Origin of the sequence: Pseudomonas sp. UBT (genome assembly GCF_050915955.1) — a bacterium.
Lineage (GTDB): Bacteria > Pseudomonadota > Gammaproteobacteria > Pseudomonadales > Pseudomonadaceae > Aquipseudomonas > Aquipseudomonas antarctica_A.
Window position 1 is genome coordinate 4,804,673 of sequence record NZ_CP168079.1, and the last position, 14,725, is coordinate 4,819,397.

General features: G+C 57.7%; 17 protein-coding genes. 6 read left to right on the plus strand and 11 right to left on the minus strand.

Annotated elements, in window-relative coordinates; genetic code table 11:
• Window positions 1-28: 28 nt before the first annotated feature.
• Window positions 29-580, minus strand: a complete 552-nt coding sequence (gene infC / locus ACDZ94_RS22120) for a translation initiation factor IF-3 (protein ID WP_064453217.1) — start codon at window positions 578-580, stop codon at window positions 29-31.
• Window positions 580-2,502 carry a threonine--tRNA ligase gene (gene thrS / locus ACDZ94_RS22125; RefSeq protein ID WP_053257053.1) on the minus strand — a complete coding sequence of 641 codons (1,923 nt, stop codon included), beginning with the start codon at window positions 2,500-2,502 and terminating at the stop codon, window positions 580-582. The genes infC and thrS overlap by 1 nt, the downstream gene beginning before the upstream one ends.
• A gap of 369 nt (window positions 2,503-2,871) precedes the next feature.
• On the opposite strand from thrS, the gene ACDZ94_RS22130 reads away from it, so the two are divergent.
• Both ACDZ94_RS22130 and ACDZ94_RS22135 read left to right on the plus strand, forming a co-directional pair.
• Window positions 2,872-3,186: a hypothetical protein gene (locus tag ACDZ94_RS22130; protein ID WP_064453218.1), complete on the plus strand. Its 315-nt coding sequence runs from the start codon at window positions 2,872-2,874 to the stop codon at window positions 3,184-3,186.
• A gap of 289 nt (window positions 3,187-3,475) precedes the next feature.
• Window positions 3,476-3,688: a cold-shock protein gene (locus ACDZ94_RS22135; protein ID WP_003234260.1), complete on the plus strand. Its 213-nt coding sequence runs from the start codon at window positions 3,476-3,478 to the stop codon at window positions 3,686-3,688.
• 74 nt (window positions 3,689-3,762) lie between these two features.
• Here the strand turns inward: ACDZ94_RS22135 and ACDZ94_RS22140 are convergent, their stop codons facing one another.
• Window positions 3,763-4,083, minus strand: coding sequence for an I78 family peptidase inhibitor (locus ACDZ94_RS22140; RefSeq protein WP_064453219.1), 321 nt, complete (start codon window positions 4,081-4,083; stop codon window positions 3,763-3,765).
• A 144-nt stretch (window positions 4,084-4,227) separates the two neighbouring features.
• On the minus strand, window positions 4,228-4,536 hold the full coding sequence (locus tag ACDZ94_RS22145) for a hypothetical protein (protein WP_221295241.1): 309 nt from the start codon (window positions 4,534-4,536) through the stop codon (window positions 4,228-4,230).
• Window positions 4,537-4,708: 172 nt separating this feature from the next.
• Here ACDZ94_RS22145 and ACDZ94_RS22150 point away from each other — a divergent pair, with 172 nt between their 5' ends.
• A complete protein-coding gene (locus ACDZ94_RS22150) occupies window positions 4,709-4,921 on the plus strand; it encodes a hypothetical protein (RefSeq protein WP_064453220.1) in 213 nt (70 codons plus the stop codon).
• Window positions 4,922-4,954: 33 nt separating this feature from the next.
• On the opposite strand, the gene ACDZ94_RS22155 is transcribed toward ACDZ94_RS22150, so the two are convergent.
• The 7 genes from ACDZ94_RS22155 to ACDZ94_RS22185 are packed head-to-tail and all read right to left on the minus strand — an operon-like array spanning window position 4,955 to window position 11,923.
• Window positions 4,955-5,983: a nucleoside hydrolase gene (locus tag ACDZ94_RS22155; RefSeq protein WP_064453221.1), complete on the minus strand. Its 1,029-nt coding sequence runs from the start codon at window positions 5,981-5,983 to the stop codon at window positions 4,955-4,957.
• A gap of 26 nt (window positions 5,984-6,009) precedes the next feature.
• The gene (rbsD, locus tag ACDZ94_RS22160; RefSeq protein WP_221295243.1) at window positions 6,010-6,414 is read right to left on the minus strand and encodes a D-ribose pyranase; all 405 of its coding nucleotides are present in this window, start codon (window positions 6,412-6,414) and stop codon (window positions 6,010-6,012) included.
• Complete coding sequence (gene rbsK / locus ACDZ94_RS22165) at window positions 6,411-7,328, minus strand: ribokinase (RefSeq protein ID WP_064453223.1); 918 nt, start codon at window positions 7,326-7,328, stop codon at window positions 6,411-6,413. Before rbsK ends, rbsD begins: the two co-directional genes overlap by 4 nt.
• Window positions 7,329-7,351: 23 nt before the next feature.
• Window positions 7,352-8,374, minus strand: coding sequence for a LacI family DNA-binding transcriptional regulator (locus ACDZ94_RS22170; protein WP_064453224.1), 1,023 nt, complete (start codon window positions 8,372-8,374; stop codon window positions 7,352-7,354).
• A gap of 3 nt (window positions 8,375-8,377) precedes the next feature.
• Window positions 8,378-9,355 carry an ABC transporter permease gene (locus ACDZ94_RS22175; protein ID WP_053257061.1) on the minus strand — a complete coding sequence of 326 codons (978 nt, stop codon included), beginning with the start codon at window positions 9,353-9,355 and terminating at the stop codon, window positions 8,378-8,380.
• Window positions 9,352-10,905, minus strand: coding sequence for a sugar ABC transporter ATP-binding protein (locus tag ACDZ94_RS22180; protein WP_221295245.1), 1,554 nt, complete (start codon window positions 10,903-10,905; stop codon window positions 9,352-9,354). The genes ACDZ94_RS22175 and ACDZ94_RS22180 overlap by 4 nt, the downstream gene beginning before the upstream one ends.
• A 58-nt stretch (window positions 10,906-10,963) precedes the next feature.
• Window positions 10,964-11,923: a sugar ABC transporter substrate-binding protein gene (locus ACDZ94_RS22185; protein ID WP_128587341.1), complete on the minus strand. Its 960-nt coding sequence runs from the start codon at window positions 11,921-11,923 to the stop codon at window positions 10,964-10,966.
• Window positions 11,924-12,478: 555 nt separating this feature from the next.
• Here ACDZ94_RS22185 and ACDZ94_RS22190 point away from each other — a divergent pair.
• The 3 genes from ACDZ94_RS22190 (at window position 12,479) to ACDZ94_RS22200 (ending at window position 14,701) form a co-directional block, all read left to right on the plus strand.
• Window positions 12,479-13,567, plus strand: a complete 1,089-nt coding sequence (locus ACDZ94_RS22190) for an asparaginase (protein ID WP_064453228.1) — start codon at window positions 12,479-12,481, stop codon at window positions 13,565-13,567.
• Window positions 13,568-13,755: 188 nt separating this feature from the next.
• Window positions 13,756-14,007 carry a DUF1654 domain-containing protein gene (locus ACDZ94_RS22195; protein ID WP_208604440.1) on the plus strand — a complete coding sequence of 84 codons (252 nt, stop codon included), beginning with the start codon at window positions 13,756-13,758 and terminating at the stop codon, window positions 14,005-14,007.
• A 4-nt stretch (window positions 14,008-14,011) separates the two neighbouring features.
• Complete coding sequence (locus ACDZ94_RS22200) at window positions 14,012-14,701, plus strand: endonuclease (protein ID WP_407016120.1); 690 nt, start codon at window positions 14,012-14,014, stop codon at window positions 14,699-14,701.
• Window positions 14,702-14,725 lie beyond the last annotated feature (24 nt).

Consider the following 14,725-nt stretch of genomic DNA (forward strand, 5'->3'; position numbering starts at 1 on the left):
AATCAGAAGGCCTGCCGTGCCCTGTTGATTACTTCTTCTTTTTCGGGGCGATGACCATAATCAGCTGGCGTCCTTCCATCTTAGGATGCTGCTCGACAGAACCGTACTCCAACAGGTCAGCTTCAACCCGCTTGAGGAGTTCCATCCCCAGCTCCTGGTGGGCCATCTCACGGCCGCGGAATCGCAAGGATACCTTGGCCCTGTCCCCATCACTCAGGAAACGTACCAGGTTGCGCAGTTTTACCTGGTAATCCCCTTCCTCCGTCCCTGGACGAAACTTGATTTCTTTTACTTGAATCTGCTTCTGGTTCTTCTTCGCTGCGGCAACCTGCTTCTTCTTCTCGAAGATCGATTTGCCGTAGTCCATCACCCGACAAACAGGTGGGATTGCGTCGGCGGAAATTTCCACCAGGTCCAATTTGGACTCTTCAGCAATACGAAGCGCTTCATCAATAGAGACGATGCCAATCTGCTCGCCATCAGCGCCAATTAACCGAACCTCGCGTGCCGAGATATTCTCATTGATCGGCGCTTTCGGTGCAGCTCGTTTATCTTGTCTCGGTTCACGCTTAATAATAATTACTCCGAATCTGGGCGACCACGCCGGGAAACCGCTTGCGCGAGGAACTCAGCGAACTGGGCGACGGGCATCGAGCCCAGGTCAGCACCTTCACGAGTACGCACAGCGACAGTCTGCATCTCGACTTCCCGATCTCCGATAACCAAAAGATAGGGAACCTTGAGCAAAGTATGCTCGCGGATTTTAAAGCCGATCTTTTCATTTCTCAAGTCGGACTTGGCACGAAATCCGCTTTCGTTGAGAGTTTTTTCAACTTCAGCGGCAAAATCGGCCTGTTTATCAGTGATATTCATGATCACTGCCTGAGTCGGAGCCAGCCACGCGGGGAACGCACCCTCGTAGTGCTCGATCAGGATCCCGACAAACCGTTCGAACGAGCCGAGGATCGCCCGGTGCAGCATAACCGGGTGCTTACGGCTGTTGTCTTCGGAGACGTATTCAGCCCCCAAACGGATCGGCAGGTTAAAATCGAGCTGCAAAGTACCACATTGCCACACACGACCAAGACAATCTTTCAGCGAGAACTCGATTTTCGGACCGTAGAAGGCGCCCTCACCCGGCTGCAAATCGTACGCAAGGCCCGCATTGTCTAGCGCGGCGGCCAGTGCAGCTTCGGCGCGATCCCACAGCTCGTCGGACCCGACGCGTTTTTCCGGACGAGTGGACAGCTTCATTTCGACTTCGGTGAAGCCGAAATCGCGATAAACATCCATGGTCAGCTTGATGAACGCCGCGGATTCAGACTGCATCTGCTCTTCGGTGCAGAAGATGTGGGCATCATCCTGAGTGAAGCCACGCACGCGCATGATGCCGTGCAGCGCACCCGACGGCTCATTACGGTGGCAGGCACCGAATTCGGCCAGACGCATCGGCAACTCGCGGTAGCTCTTCAGGCCTTGGTTAAACACCTGCACGTGGCACGGGCAGTTCATCGGCTTGATGGCGTAGTCGCGGTTTTCCGACTGGGTGGTGAACATGTTGTCAGCGTAGTTGGCCCAGTGCCCGGATTTCTCCCACAGGCCGCGATCAACGACCTGCGGAGTCTTGATTTCCAGGTAGCCGTTATCGCGCTGAACCTTGCGCATGTACTGCTCGAGCACCTGATACAGGGTCCAGCCGTTCGGGTGCCAGAACACCATGCCCGGCGCTTCTTCCTGGAGGTGGAACAGGTTCAGGCGCTTGCCGATCTTGCGGTGGTCGCGTTTTTCGGCTTCTTCGATGCGCTGGATGTAGGCTGCCAGCTGCTTCTTGTCAGCCCAGGCAGTGCCATAGATCCGCTGCAACTGCTCGTTCTTCGCATCACCGCGCCAGTAGGCACCGGACAGCTTGGTCAGCTTGAACGACTTGAGGAAGCGCGTGTTCGGCACGTGCGGACCACGGCACATGTCGACGTATTCTTCGTGGTAATACAGGCCCATGGCCTGTTCGTCCGGCATGTCTTCCACCAGACGCAGCTTGTAGTCTTCACCACGAGCAGTAAATACGTCGATCACTTCGGCGCGCGGCGTGACTTTCTTGATGACGTCGTAATCTTTTTCGATCAGCGCGTGCATGCGCGCCTCGATAGCAGCCAGGTCGTCCGGAGTGAATGGACGCTCGTAGGCGATATCGTAATAGAAGCCTTCGTCAATGACCGGGCCGATGACCATCTTCGCGGTCGGGTACAGCTGCTTGACCGCGTGGCCAATCAGGTGCGCACAAGAGTGGCGAATGATCTCCAGCCCCTCTTGATCCTTAGGCGTGATGATTTGCAGGCTGGCATCGGCGGTGATCAGGTCGCTGGCGTCAACCAGCTTGCCGTCGACCTTGCCGGCCACAGTGGCCTTGGCCAGGCCGGCACCAATGGATGCGGCGACCTCGGCTACGGAAACCGAATGATCGAATGAACGTTGACTGCCATCGGGAAGAGTAATAGTTGGCATGGCGCCTCCTCTCCTAGTGGTGACCCCTACCAAAGGTCACGTGGGTTGGGATGAGCCAGTACAAGATCCAACACCAGGCCGTTCAGTGATGAACGCCTGCCTTACAGCGGCAGGAGCCTTTCGGCCAACCGATAATCGAACCAGAGTGACTGGAGTGAACTAAAAAGAACATGGCAAGGCGGCTATTGGCACGCCTGTAAACAGCCAGGTTGCGGATGCTAGCACAGATGAACGGTCGTCGCGCCGACACGGCCTTAGGAAATACAAATTCCAGCGTTTATAGCGGCAAAAGTGAACTTGAGCTGTACGACAGGCCTCAAACGCACCGAGAATCGCCGTTCGTCCTCACGACTTTAGGAGCCTTTAACTATGCGTTTTTCCTCGACCTTCGCGCTTGCTGCATCGCTGGCCTTCCTCTCCTTCGGCGCACAGGCTGCAGCCCCATCGAACTGGCCTTCGGCCGGCGACCGGGACAACTTCGTCAAAGACTGCACCTCAGCCGCTCAGCAGAGCGTTGACGCCAAAACCGCCAAAGACCATTGCGAATGCGGCGCCGACAAGATCAACGCGGAATTGAGCACCGCTGAAATCAAGGAGCTCATGACCAACCAGAACGCCAAGCAGGAGCTTAAAAACAAAGCGGTTACGGCTATTTCGTCCTGCAAAGTCGTGAAGAAAAAGTAAGACCGACCACTGATCAGGCAGCCTTTTAGCGGAAAAAAAAGCCTGAAAACTGCCATTTCTCACAAATTACGCAGCTTTTACGGCTTTTTTTAACAGCTGATATTTCGCGCCAAAGCCCCGTAGATCGGGGCTTTCAGCCGAACAAGGCACTAAACGCAACGCCATTGAGTAGCAAACAATGCCTTGGGGGGGCTCCCAAGTCGAACATTTCGACTATGATAGCCAAGTGTGCCCAGTTGGCCTGAGCAGCACAGCACTACTGAAAATATATGTTTCTTGGAGATACACCATGTCTAATCGCCAAACCGGCACCGTTAAATGGTTCAACGATGAAAAAGGCTTCGGCTTCATCACTCCTCAAGGTGGCGGTGACGACCTGTTCGTACACTTCAAAGCTATCGAAAGCGACGGTTTCAAAAGCCTGAAAGAAGGCCAAACCGTTTCCTTCGTGGCTGAGAAAGGCCAAAAGGGTATGCAAGCTGCACAGGTTCGCGGCGAGTAATTCTCCGCTGAGCTAAAAAAAACCCCGTCCATGTGACGGGGTTTTTTATGGGCGCTGCAAAAGCCGGGACGCTGTCAGCCGCAGTTGACCCGCGTAATCACCAGGTTGTCGTCGGTGTTCAGGTTCAAGCGGTCGGAGCGGTATTCCAGCGTGATCATGTCGTTAGGCTTGAGGATCCGCGCGTTCTGCGCGCCGGCACGGGTACGCGCCTGATCCAGCAGTTGAGGCGAAGCTTTCTGGCCGATGGCGAATTCGGCAGCCTTCGACTCACAACGGCTATGGCCTGCGTCAGCAACGGCGACGTCTTTGCCTGGCTCAGAGGCACCCGGGGTGCTGCAACCCGCCAACGCGAGTGCTGCCAACAAAGTGCCGAATGATGCGAGCTTCCAAGGCATGAAGCCTCCTATGATAAAAAATGGACAGAGATCGTGCGACAGCGATCTGGCCGTTTGGTTTCAAGACGTAAATCGCCCGACGGCAAGTCTGCCTGACTCAGGGCGAGCATTCGCCAAGTCAATCGTCACCAGATATGAACGCACTCAGTAGATGTCGATGTAGTCAAACGGTGGGTTTGGCCAATTCTGCGTGAGCGCATTGAAAATCTGCATGACCCAGACTTCATCACTGGCCGCGACTTTACCGACATAACCCGAACCTTTCGCCCAGGTTTCCAGGCGAAACAGCAAGCCATCGATCTCGACACCGCCTACGGCCTTCCCGGAGGAGATATACGCGATACCGGCCTTGGTCACCCGTAACTGGGTATGCTCGTCATCACTGGCACTGGCGAGCAACTGACGGACAGCCTCCAGCGTGACGTTATCGGGGTTGTTCAAATCGATCTGCACCTGGTGTTCCCCGGCAATTGAATTGAGCAATAGTGTCGCACAGCGCCTGCCTCAACCCGAAGCGCCTCATGCCTAAGTAGCAGTGCCAAACACCCTGCAAAAATGGTTAACTGCCGCGACTAAAACCGCGTGCCAGCGCACTGCCCAGCACTTCAAACCCCGCGAGCCCCCCATGACCACTGTAACCCTCCAAGCCGACATCAAAGCCAAGTGGCCTCAAGGACAGAGCTCCTACAGCCCCGGAAGCCCGGAGGAGTTGGCAATCATCGGAATCGACCTGCTGGTCAAGGAACTCGGCACTCAGGCCGCGCAAGCCTTCATCGGCCAGATATTCGAGAAATACCCGGCCGATCACATGGGCGCACACAAGCCCGAGCGCGAATAAGAACCGGCCGGCGAGCGCCGACCGGCAAACACATTACTTCAGGCGCGCCAAGCGCTCGGTCAGCAGATCGAAGAAGCCTTGGGCGTCGCCGTTCTCAACCCAGAACGCGTTCTTCGGCTGCTTCAAGCCGTCATACCAATCGACGATGGTCTGGCCGAAGGTCGGGCCTTCGCGACTGTCTACCACCACGTTAACCTCACGCCCACTGAACAGTGCCGGCTTGAGCAGATAGGCAATGACGGTAGCGTCGTGTACCGGACCGCCCGGGATGCCGTAGTGCTCCATGTCGCCTTTGACGTATTCATTGAGAATGTCGCCAACCACTTTGCTCGCGTTGTTGTTAATCGCCGCGATTTTCTTCAGGCGCGCTTCGCTGGTCAGCACCTTGTGGGTCACGTCCAGTGGCAGGTAGGTCAGCTTGACGCCACTTTTGAGCACGATTTCAGCGGCGATAGGGTCGGCGAACAAATTGAATTCGGCCACCGGTGTGATATTGCCGCCATTGAAGTGCGCACCGCCCATCACCACCACTTCCTTAATGCCTTGGGTGATTTCCGGGGCCTGGGTCAACGCCAGCGCCAGGTTGGTTTGTGGGCCGAGCATGGCGATGGTAATGCTGTGTGGCTTGGCAGTGCTGAGCGTTTTGATCAGGTAGTCGACAGCATTGCCTTCAGCCAGGCCGTTTTTTGGCTCGTGTACGGTGACACCGGAAATACCTTCTTTGCCGTGAATATTCTCAGCGTAAATCGGCGTGCGCAGCATCGGTTTTGGCGCGCCTGCGTACACAGGAATTTCCTCACGCCCTGCCCACTCACGAGCCAGGCGTGCGTTGCGGGAAGTCTTGTCCAGGCGCACGTTACCGGCAACGGTGGTCAGCGCACGAATGCTCAGTTCCTCCGGAGAGGCCATGGCAAACAGCAAGGCTACTACGTCATCGGCACCTGGGTCGGTATCGATGATCAGGTCGATTTTTTCCGCCGCTTGGGCGCTGGCTGCTGTGAGCGCGGACAAAAGCAGGACACTCCGAAACAGGTTTTTCAGGGTTGGAAGACCACGTTGCATGAAACACTCCTTGTCGTAGGAAAACTCTAGAAGGTTACGCCGGACACCAGCGCGATATTGCAATAAGGCTGGCACTCGCCAGTGCGCACTACGGCGCGGGCCTTGCGGCTGAGCTGCTTGAATTCTTCGTGGCTGAGCAGGCGGCGCTCGCCGAGGGCAGCCTGCTCAGTCAGGGTGTTGAGTGCCGTGAGCGCAGGTGGCTGCTTGAGCAGGATTTCTTCCGCCAACACGTGGCTTTCCACCTGCATTTCGCTCAGCACAATGCGCAGGGTACTGATGAAATCAGGAATGCCCTGGGTCAGCGCCAAGTCGATCAACTCGACGCCCGGCGGCACCGGCAGGCCGGCATCGCCAATCACCAGGATGTCACCATGACCGAGGGACGCGATCACGCGCGACAGGGCGATATTGAGCAGAGGTGTCTTTTTCATGAGGGTATAAAACCTTGAACGTCCTGCAATACAGGGATAGAGGGTTGCGCGCCGGCGCGAGTGACCGACAGCGCTGCGGCGACCTGACCAAAGCGAATGGCCTCGGCTTCGCTTTTACCGTTGGCGAGCGCGGCGGCAAAACCACCCACGAAGGTGTCACCGGCAGCCGTGGTATCCACTGCCTTGACCTTTGGCGCCACCAGGTGCTCAAAGCCGTTGCCATCGGCAAACAGCGCACCCTGCGCCCCCAGAGTGATGATCACTTTGCCGGCGCCCGCCTTGATCAACTGCGTCGCAGCGACCTTGGCGCTGTCGAGGGAATCGACCGTCACGCCACTTAATGCGCCGGCTTCGCTTTCGTTGGGAATCAGATAGTCGATCGAGGCGTACCACTGCGCGGGCAACGGGCCACTGGCCGGTGCTGGATTCAGGATCACCGTCTTGCCCAGTTCACGACCGCGCTTGAGAGCATGGCCCACGGTGTCCATGGGTACTTCCAATTGGCAGACGATCACATCGGCCGCCTGCAACACCGAATCGGCCAGCTGCAACGAAGCGGGCGTCAGCTCACCGTTGCTTCCCGCAACGATTACAATCGCGTTCTGGCTGCTGTCATCCACCACAATCAATGCCACGCCGCTTGAGCCGTCGACCGAGCTGACGGCCTGGCAATCAATGCCCTCCACCAGCAACGCGTCGCGCAATTGAGTGCCGTAGGCGTCCGTGCCGACGCATCCAATCATCGCCACATCAGCGCCCAGGCGCGCCGAAGCGACCGCCTGATTGGCGCCCTTGCCGCCCGGGACGGTGGAAAACGTTTGGCCAATCAGGGTTTCACCGGCGCGCGGCAAGCGACTGGCGCGGGTGACCAAATCCATGTTCAAGCTGCCTATTACCACTACTTTTGCTGGCATACATCAGTACTCATCAATTCGGTTCAGCGGTATTGGGCGAACACACCCGCAAACGGCGCCGTCGACTCACGTAAAACAATGCTTGGCGTCACGATGCGCTGATCGATCGGCAGTTGGGGTGTCGCAATTCGTCGCAATAAGAGTTCGGCGGCCGTCTCGCCCAATTGCACGATTGACTGCCCGACCGTGGTCAGCGCGGGGTAAACGTAGCGGCCCATTTGAATGTCGTCAAAACCGATCACCGACAGCTCACCCGGCACACGAATATTGCGCTCGGCTGCCGCACGTAATACACCGAAACCGATCATGTCGTTACTGGCGAAAATCGCACTTGGCGGGTTTTCCGACAGCAACTGTACCGCAGCGGCATAACCACCGGTGCTGGTGAAGTCACTTTCCAGGGTGCGACTGGCCGCTACATCCACGCCCGCCTCACGCAGCGCGCGGTGATAGCCCGCAAGCCGCATTTGCGCCACACGGGTGTGACCGGGGCCACCAATGCAGGCGATGTCCCGGTGACCCAGTTCAAGCAAGTGCCGGGTCGCCAGGTAAGCGCCCTCCTCGTGGTCGATACGCACCAGGTCGACATCAATGCCATCCAGCGCACGGTCGACAATGACCATGGGCGTGCGCACCGCACTCAAACCCGCAGCAAGGCCACTGTCGTCACCACCCACCGAGGTCACGATCAAGCCGTCGATGCGCTTCTCGAGCAATACGCGCAAGTAGCTGCGCTGCTTCTCAGCGTTATCGTCGGAGTTGCAGAGGATCACGCAATAACCATTACGCTCACAGTAATCCTCGATGCCCCGGGCCAGTTCGGCAAAATACGGGTTAAGGCTATTGGGCACCAGCAGGCCAATGGTGGCAGTGGTCTTGGCTTTGAGCGAGCGCGCAACCGCACTTGGCACATAGTCCAACTGCTTGATCGCTGCTTCAACCTTGATCCGCACAGGCTCGCTGACCGGCCGCGTCTTGTTAACCACATGGGACACGGTGGTGTAGGAAATACCTGCGAGCGCCGCCACATCCTTGATCGTTGCCATGGTTCAGCCCCGCCGACTGGCGCGCTGGCTGCGGTAGGTGTCGAGGACCACGGCAATCACGATCACGGCACCGGTGATGATGCGTTTGGTAGGCTCTGTAGCACCGATCTGCGCAAGGCCGGCCGCCAGCACCGAAATAATCAACACACCGAAGAACGTACTGATGACCGAGCCGCGCCCGCCCATCAGGCTGGTACCGCCGATCACCACCGCCGCGATCACCTGCAACTCAAGGCCGGAGCCGGCATTCGGGTCCGCCGCTTCCAGGCGCGAAATCTGGAATAGTGCCGCCACGCCAGCCAACAGCCCCATCAGGCTGAACACCAGGATCTTGTAGGGCTTGGGATTGATCCCGGCCAGGCGCACCGCCTCTTCGTTAGTGCCGATACCGATCAGGTAACGGCCGAATACAGTACGGGTCAACACCAACTGAGCGGCAACGATTACCAGCAAAGCAATGATAAACGATGGCGAAATACCGAAGGCAACCGGGTTGGACAACCAGGCAAACGAATCACCGATATAGGCGGTGCGCGAACCGGTCATCTGGTAAGCCACGCCACGGGCCATTTCCAGCACGCCGAGAGATACGATAAATGACGGAATGCGCCAGGCCACGGTAATCGAACCGGTGATGGTACCCGCCAATGCTGCGCAGCCCATGCCCAGCACCGCCGCTGGCAATACGCCCCAACCCCAGCTGAGAATCGCCACGCTGACTGCCGATGCGGCCAATGCCAGCACCGAGCCCACCGACAGGTCGATACCGCCGATGATCAGGATGAACGTCATGCCGACCGCCAGCACCATCAGGTCCGGAATCTGGTTGGCCAGGGTGCTGAAGGTGTCATAGGACAGGAAGTGATCGCTGAGTACCGAGAACAGCGCAATCATTGCGAGCAAGGCACCGGCCAGTCCCAGATAAGTACCCAGGCCGTAGAAGTTGCCGCCGGTTTTACCCGGGGAGTTTGTTGTTTTCATGGGGTATCCCTAAGCGCTGCGTCGTTCAGCAGCGCGTCACGTTTTTGATAGCCGGCAAAGGCGGCGGCGAGCAACTCGTCCTGGGTCCAGCTGTCGCGCTCGAAGGTCTCGATCAGGCGCCCGGCAGACAGCACGCCGATGCGGTCGCAGATCAGCATCAGCTCCCGCAGGTCGCTGGACACCACTACCAGCGCTTTGCCCTGGCGCGTCAATTCGCCGAGCAACGCATAAATGTCGAACTTGGCGCCGACGTCGATACCGCGGGTTGGCTCGTCAAAGAGCATCACCGCGCAATCGCGCTCCAGCCAACGGCCGATCACGACCTTCTGCTGGTTGCCGCCCGACAGCTCGGACACCAACTGTGCGGGGCTTGAGCTGCGGATGCGCATGGCGTCAATCTGGCGCTTGGCCAGGGCAGTTTCGTCCCGGCTGTTCACCACGCCGCCGCCGGAAATTTCCGGCATGTTGCCCAGAGCGATATTGGCGCTGATGGATTGGGTCAGCAGCAGGCCTTCACCCTTGCGGTCTTCGGTAATCAGAGCAATGCCATGAGCCACCGCGTCGACCGGCGAACGGATACTCACCACCTGCGCTGGCGCCCCCAGGGCCACCGTGCCACTGTCGGCCAGGTCGGCACCGAAAATCAGGCGTAACAATTCGGTACGGCCCGCGCCGATCAGGCCGGAGATGCCATAGATCTCCCCGGCACGCACTTCAAAGGACACATCGCGGACCTTGTCCGAGCGGGTCAGCCCTTTCACCGTCAGGGCCGGACCGCCAATGGTGCGTGGCCCCAGGTCGATCTGTTCACCCAGCTCACGACCGACCATCAAGGTGACCAGTTGCTCACTGTTGTAATTGGCCATCGGCTCGACGCAGACCAGCTTGCCGTCGCGTAAAACCGCAATACGCTGCGCGACACGAGCCAGTTCTTCGAGCCGGTGTGAAATATAAATGATCGCCACGCCCCGGGCCTGCAGGCGGGTGATTTGCTCAAACAGCATCTCGACTTCACGGGCGGTGAGCATGGCCGTGGGTTCGTCGAGGATCAGTACATGGCAGTCGCCGATCAGGTTGCGGGCGATTTCGACCATTTGTTGATGGCCGATGCCCAGGCTCCCGACGAGGGTGTCCGGGTCGATCGCGTCGAGGCCGACTTGGGCCATCGCCTCGATCGCAGCCTTGCGCAGTTGCGTGCGGTTGATCCAGCCACAGTTTCTGGGCAGGTTATCCAGAAACAGGTTTTCGGCCACGGTCAGCGTTGGCAGCAGGTTGAGTTCCTGCATAACCATGCGCACGCCCAGCTCTTCAGCCTGGGTGCGACTGCCGGGGCGGTAATCCTGGCCATTGAACTGCATGTGCCCGGTGGTCGGCGTGACCAGCCCGCCGATAATTTTCGACAACGTGCTTTTACCAGCGCCGTTCTCACCAGTCAGCGCCAGCACTTCCCCGCGATTGAGCGTAAGGGTGATGTCGGACAGAACCGGTTGGGCATAGGTCTTGCCGATACCGCTGACCGAGAGGACAGCGTTCGGGGCGGAAGATGACATAAGAAAAATCTCCAGGCGCCCGCTCAGGACGAGCGGGCGCTGTTGGGTGCTACCAGGATTACTTCTTGAGGACGAGTTCGACCGGGGTTTCGATCACTCCGTCTTTGGCATCGACTTGCTCACCCTTGACCAGCTTGAGCGCGTTCTGGATACCGAACACAGCTTGCTGAGCAGCGGCTTGGTCGGCAGTCGCCAGGACACGGCCGTCCTGCAGCATAGGTTTAATGGCTTCGATGTTGTCGTAGCCCACCACCAGCACTTTGCCGGCCTTGCCTGCCGCACGTACCGCGGAGACTGCACCCAGTGCCATGTTGTCGTTACCGGCCAGCAGCGCCTTGAGGTCCGGGTATTCGCTCAACATGGCGGAGGCCACTTTCTGGCCCTGGTCGATTTCCCAGTTACCCGATTGGGTGGAAACGATCTTCATGCCGGCGGCGTCCATCGCATCCTTGTAGCCTGCGGTGCGCTGCTGGGCGTTGGTGGTGGTCGGCACGCCTTCGATGATGCCGACCTTGTCACCCGAGGTCAGTTGCTTGGCCAGGTAGTCACCCACCAGCTTGGAGCCTTTGCGGTTGTCCGGGCCCACAAACGGGATAGTGAGGTTTTTGCTTTTCAGTACGTCCGGATCAAGGCGGTTGTCGATGTTGACGACCTTGATGCCAGCATCAGAGGCTTTCTTCAGCACAGTGACCAATGCCTTGGAGTCGGCGGGGGCGATCACGATGGCGTTTACTTTGGCGAGGATCATCTGGTTGACGATATCGATCTGCGCACTGGTATCGGTTTCGTTCTTGATCCCGTTGGTGATCATGTCGAAATCAGCGGAATGCGCCTTCTGGTATTCCTTGGCGCCGTCCTGCATGGTCACGAAAAATTCGTTGGCAAGGGATTTCATCACCAGGCCGACCTTGGGTTTGGCGGCGGCGTCATCAGCGAATGCAGAGGAGAGAGGTAGAGCAGCGGATGCGGCAGCAAGCACAGCGACAGCAAGAAGACGTCCAGCAAATGGCAGCTTCATGGGTTCACTCCGATCTTATGATTATTGTAAGCAACGCTTGCACCGAAGAACGCTTCGGCAGCCCTCCCACCCGGGTGGCTGATACGAGTTTTCACGATACTCAGGGAGCGCTGCGTGAAACATCTCGCAAACGTTTGCGTTAGTCAAACTATGAGAACCTTGCCGAGATTTGTCAACGACGGAAATCTGCCTTTCATCTGGCCCGGGCCTTTCATCGTACCGCTGATGTGATTAAACATTGCCTTTGCCCGACCGCTCTCCAAAACGACAGGCAGTGACACCACCGTCATACACGCCTCCATGAATATTCCATCATGGTTTTCGGACAACCGAACGCAATAGCCCCTCACTGTTCGGAAAGCCGGACAACCGCCCCTCATCCCCCTCTAAAAAATCAATTTAAGTTGTTTTAAATCAACACGTTAATTTATATGTTCGGCCACCATCAGCCTGGTACAAATCCTGCTCTTTCTCAGCACCTCGCGGCATTCAGAATCGCCCGGGTGTTCTAGATGAACCTGCTACCGCACTCATCAAAAACCAGAGAGAAAAATAATGAAATCTGCACTGAAAACCTTCGTTCCGGGCGCTCTAGCCCTACTGCTGCTGTTCCCCGTTGCCGCCCAGGCAAAGGAAGTTGAAACCAAGACCAAACTGTCCAACGTGGTGATTCTCGCCACTGGCGGCACCATTGCAGGTGCCGGCGCCAGCGCCGCCAACAGCGCCACCTACCAGGCGGCCAAAGTCGGTATCGAGCAATTGATCGCTGGTGTTCCTGAGCTTAGCCAGATCGCCAATGTACGCGGCGAGCAAGTGATGCAAATTGCGTCCGAAAGCATCAACAACGAAAACCTGCTGCAGTTGGGTCGCCGCGTTGCCGAACTGGCTGACAGCAAGGACGTGGACGGCATCGTAATCACCCACGGTACCGACACCCTCGAAGAAACCGCTTACTTCCTGAACCTGGTGGAAAAGACCGACAAGCCAATCGTAGTCGTCGGCTCAATGCGTCCAGGTACCGCCATGTCGGCTGACGGCATGCTCAACCTGTACAACGCCGTGGCTGTCGCCGGCAGCAAAGACGCTCGCGGCAAGGGCGTACTGGTCACCATGAACGACGAAATCCAGTCGGGTCGCGACGTCAGCAAAATGATCAACATCAAGACCGAAGCGTTCAAAAGCCCGTGGGGCCCGTTGGGCATGGTCGTTGAAGGCAAATCCTATTGGTTCCGCCTGCCTGCCAAGCGCCACACCATGGATTCAGAGTTCGACATCAAGACCATCAAAAGCCTGCCGGACGTGGAAATCGCCTACGGCTACGGCAACGTGAGCGACACCGCCGTCAAGGCCCTGGCCCAGGCCGGCGCCAAAGCCATCATCTATGCCGGTACCGGTAACGGTTCGGTGTCTTCCAAAGTAGTCCCTGCCCTGCAGGAACTGCGCAAGCAAGGCGTGCAAATCATTCGTTCTTCCCACGTGAATGCCGGCGGGTTCGTTCTGCGTAATGCCGAACAGCCTGACGACAAGTACGACTGGGTTGCCGCACATGACCTTAATCCACAGAAAGCCCGAATTCTGGCAATGGTTGCCCTGACCAAGACTCAGGACAGCAAAGAATTGCAACGGATGTTCTGGGAATATTGATTGCTAGCGACACCTGTAGAGGCGGGCTCGCCTGCCTCTACCTCCCCGCTCGCCCCTCCGGTACAGATTCTCCTCGCTACAGCCCTCTGCCTGAATGACCGTCAAACGAACTTCCTGAATATTAAGCAGTTGCGAAATTCGTAACAGTTAAATACTGTATGCACGTACAGCACACTAAGGAATACTCCGTGGCAACGTCTACTTCTGCAGCGCCAACCCCGCCTGACGCCTATGCACGCCTCGCCGTTCGTGTGCAAAAAATCATCAATTCGACCAACGCCCAAAAAGCCAAGGCCGCCCTGATCTTCCGTTTGCCGGACGAGCCGGAGGAGGAATGGGAGCGCTTGCTGGAAGAAATCGCGGAGAACGACAACGTCACCCTCGCCTATCGGGATGATGGCGGCGTGCAGATTTTCTGGGTTGTGCCGAAGGAAGATTGATTCAATGAGTGCCCGTTTTATTGCTGTTTTTTGCTTGTTTTTTGCCGCTACTGCTCATGCTCAGGCGCCTCGAACATTCGGCGAGGCGAAGAAAGTCGCCTGGAAGCTCTACGCACCACAATCCACGGAGTTCTACTGCGGCTGCAAATACAACGGCAACCGTGTGGATTTGAAAGCCTGCGGTTACATCCCACGCAAAAATGCCAACCGCGCTGCACGCATCGAATGGGAACACATCGTTCCAGCCTGGCAAATCGGGCATCAGCGCCAGTGTTGGCAAACCGGTGGGCGCAAAAACTGTACGCGCTACGACGACGTGTTCAAGCGCGCCGAGGCGGACCTGCACAACCTGGTGCCGAGCATCGGCGAGGTCAATGGCGACCGTAACAACTTCAGTTTTGGATGGCTGCCGGCGCAACGCGGGCAATACGGCTCGTGCCTGACCCAGGTGGATTTCAAGGCCAAGAAGGTCATGCCCCGCCCGTCCATTCGCGGGATGATCGCCCGAACGTATTTCTATATGAGCAAACAATACGGCTTGCGCCTGTCAAAACAGGACCGCCAGCTGTATGAAGCCTGGAACAAGACCTACCCCGTGCAACCTTGGGAGCGTCAGCGCAACCAGACCGTGGCGTGTGTAATGGGGCGCGGTAACGAATTTGTCGGCCCGGTGAACCTGAAAGCCTGCGGCTGAAAATGGGCGGGACTGCCGCCCAAC

Coding starts and splice junctions, on each gene's coding strand:
- ACDZ94_RS22170 (WP_064453224.1), bottom strand. CDS start 8,374: ATGGCAACGATCAAGGATGTGGCGGCGCTCGCAGGTATTTCCTACACC.
- thrS (WP_053257053.1), bottom strand. CDS start 2,502: ATGCCAACTATTACTCTTCCCGATGGCAGTCAACGTTCATTCGATCAT.
- rbsK (WP_064453223.1), bottom strand. CDS start 7,328: ATGCCAGCAAAAGTAGTGGTAATAGGCAGCTTGAACATGGATTTGGTC.
- ACDZ94_RS22130 (WP_064453218.1), top strand. CDS start 2,872: ATGCGTTTTTCCTCGACCTTCGCGCTTGCTGCATCGCTGGCCTTCCTC.
- ACDZ94_RS22180 (WP_221295245.1), bottom strand. CDS start 10,905: ATGTCATCTTCCGCCCCGAACGCTGTCCTCTCGGTCAGCGGTATCGGC.
- ACDZ94_RS22155 (WP_064453221.1), bottom strand. CDS start 5,983: ATGCAACGTGGTCTTCCAACCCTGAAAAACCTGTTTCGGAGTGTCCTG.
- ACDZ94_RS22175 (WP_053257061.1), bottom strand. CDS start 9,355: ATGAAAACAACAAACTCCCCGGGTAAAACCGGCGGCAACTTCTACGGC.
- ACDZ94_RS22135 (WP_003234260.1), top strand. CDS start 3,476: ATGTCTAATCGCCAAACCGGCACCGTTAAATGGTTCAACGATGAAAAA.
- ACDZ94_RS22185 (WP_128587341.1), bottom strand. CDS start 11,923: ATGAAGCTGCCATTTGCTGGACGTCTTCTTGCTGTCGCTGTGCTTGCT.
- ACDZ94_RS22150 (WP_064453220.1), top strand. CDS start 4,709: ATGACCACTGTAACCCTCCAAGCCGACATCAAAGCCAAGTGGCCTCAA.
- ACDZ94_RS22200 (WP_407016120.1), top strand. CDS start 14,012: ATGAGTGCCCGTTTTATTGCTGTTTTTTGCTTGTTTTTTGCCGCTACT.
- ACDZ94_RS22190 (WP_064453228.1), top strand. CDS start 12,479: ATGAAATCTGCACTGAAAACCTTCGTTCCGGGCGCTCTAGCCCTACTG.
- rbsD (WP_221295243.1), bottom strand. CDS start 6,414: ATGAAAAAGACACCTCTGCTCAATATCGCCCTGTCGCGCGTGATCGCG.
- ACDZ94_RS22140 (WP_064453219.1), bottom strand. CDS start 4,083: ATGCCTTGGAAGCTCGCATCATTCGGCACTTTGTTGGCAGCACTCGCG.